Source organism: Synechococcus sp. BA-120 BA3 (assembly GCF_034931285.1).
Lineage (GTDB): Bacteria > Cyanobacteriota > Cyanobacteriia > PCC-6307 > Cyanobiaceae > Cyanobium.
Genome location: NZ_JAYGHZ010000164.1, coordinates 1 through 1,615, shown reverse-complemented (window position 1 = coordinate 1,615; position 1,615 = coordinate 1). Strand labels below are relative to the sequence as shown.

Below are 1,615 nucleotides of genomic sequence, written 5' to 3'. Positions count from 1 at the left end.
AGACCGCACAGCGCACTGGGAGGCAAAACTCCCCATGAGGTCTACACTGAGACCAAACCCTGTCCTTCCCGCCCAGAGTTAACGATGTCAGGGGCCGAATCTGTCCAATAAAAGCCATCCACCTCACCAGGCCTTGGAGATGCTGGGCGGCTCGTAGGCGATCGCGGCGGCCAAGGGGAAAGGTTCGTACTGGGCGGAACCTAGGGGCGTTCCGGCAGGCCAGCAACGGCCCCGGTCTGGCGGGAGCAGAAGGGGGCGCCAGCATGGGCCGAGGAGCGCCCGTGAGATTGCATGTCCCCATCCGACCCGGCGGACTGGCTGCTGCTCTGCCGCACCGTGCGTTTCGGCGATACCGATGCCGCCGGGGTGATGCACTTCCACCAGCTGCTGCGTTGGTGCCATGTGGCCTTCGAGGAAAGTCTGGAACGGTTCGGCGTGGCTCCAGGCGCCCTCTTCCCCGGCCCGGGCCGGACACCGGCCGTGGCCCTGCCGATCGTGCATGTCAGCGCCGACTACCGGCGGCCCCTGGCCTGCGGCGATCCCCTGGCGATCGAGTTGCGGCCCCTGCAGCGCGACGGCGGCAGCTTCGAGATTCGCTACCGCTTCCTCCACGACGGCCAGGAGGCGGCCACCGGCCTGACCCGCCATCGGGCCATCGACGCGGCCAGCCGGCGACGGGCGGACCTGCCCGACAGCATCGTGGAGTGGCTGCAGGCCAGCCGGACGGGCGCCTAGCGGCGGTGCAACCCGGCCCAGGCCAGGGCCGCCAGTTGCAGCGGCAGCAGCGCCGCCATCAGGGCCAGGGGGTGGAGGGAGTCGTGGGGTGTGGCCGCCAGGGCCAGGACACTGACCAGCCCGCCTCCCGCCACCAAAGCGAGGGCCAGGCGCCGCGGCCGCACCGACGCCGGCCGGAGCACGGACATCAGAACCACTCCCGGGTGGCGTCGATGTACTGGGCCTGGAACTCGTCGGTGGACTTGGTGAGGTAAATGACGCCTTCGATCACCCCGATGATCCCCATCACCGAAGCCCCGAAGCCGCAGGTGAGCACTGTCACGAGCAGCATGATCAGCCCGGCCTTGCTGTAGCCGAGGACGAACTTGTGGATGCCCAGCGACCCCAGGAAGATGGCCAGCAGCCCCGCCGCCAGCTTCTTGTTGCTGGTCTCGACCTGTTGGCTTTCGGTCATCGCGGCAGGGGCGGTTCAGATGGCTTCTAGCGAGTCCAGCCAGCGCTGCCAACGTCCCCGCTCCCATTTGCCTGCGGCGGAGAGCGCCAGCGAGGGGCAGAGGTACCAGCTCCGGGGCCGCTCGGCGGGGGCCCAGGCGGCCGTGATGGCCTGCAGCCGCCCCAGCAGCTCCACCCCTTCCGCCTCCCGCCGTGGCCGCACCAGGGCCACCAGCCGTTCCCCCCATTCCAGATCGGGCCGGGCCAGCAGCAGCAGCGCCTCCACATCAGCTCCGGCGCGGGCCGCCTGGGCCTGCAGCCGTTCCTCCAGCCGCTCCGGGAACACCGTCTCCCCGCCGCTGTGCAGGGCCCCATCGAGGCGGCCGAGCAGCTCCAGCCCCTCGGGCCCGATCCGGCCACCGTCGCCGCTGCGCCACCAGCCGTCCGG

General features: G+C 70.5%; 4 protein-coding genes. 1 reads left to right on the top strand and 3 read right to left on the bottom strand.

Features of this window, described 5'->3' with window-relative positions; genetic code table 11:
• The first annotated feature begins 291 nt into the window (after positions 1-291).
• Positions 292-735: an acyl-CoA thioesterase gene (locus VB737_RS06920; RefSeq protein WP_500312192.1), complete on the top strand. Its 444-nt coding sequence runs from the start codon at positions 292-294 to the stop codon at positions 733-735.
• Here VB737_RS06920 and VB737_RS06915 read toward each other — a convergent pair.
• From VB737_RS06915 to VB737_RS06905, 3 genes are all read right to left on the bottom strand, one after another.
• Positions 732-923, bottom strand: coding sequence for a hypothetical protein (locus VB737_RS06915; protein WP_500312191.1), 192 nt, complete (start codon positions 921-923; stop codon positions 732-734). The two genes, VB737_RS06920 and VB737_RS06915, sit on opposite strands and share 4 nt — an antisense overlap.
• Positions 923-1,189 carry a TM2 domain-containing protein gene (locus tag VB737_RS06910; RefSeq protein ID WP_094587399.1) on the bottom strand — a complete coding sequence of 89 codons (267 nt, stop codon included), beginning with the start codon at positions 1,187-1,189 and terminating at the stop codon, positions 923-925. The genes VB737_RS06915 and VB737_RS06910 overlap by 1 nt, the downstream gene beginning before the upstream one ends.
• A 15-nt stretch (positions 1,190-1,204) precedes the next feature.
• A partial coding sequence (locus VB737_RS06905) for an acyl-CoA synthetase family protein (RefSeq protein WP_500312190.1) occupies positions 1,205-1,615 on the bottom strand: 411 nt, incomplete at its 5' end.

What these genes read in the sequence shown, in the direction of transcription:
- VB737_RS06920 (WP_500312192.1), top strand. Translation starts at nt 292, where the DNA reads ATGTCCCCATCCGACCCGGCGGACTGGCTGCTGCTCTGCCGCACCGTG.
- VB737_RS06915 (WP_500312191.1), bottom strand. Translation starts at nt 923, where the DNA reads ATGTCCGTGCTCCGGCCGGCGTCGGTGCGGCCGCGGCGCCTGGCCCTC.
- VB737_RS06910 (WP_094587399.1), bottom strand. Translation starts at nt 1,189, where the DNA reads ATGACCGAAAGCCAACAGGTCGAGACCAGCAACAAGAAGCTGGCGGCG.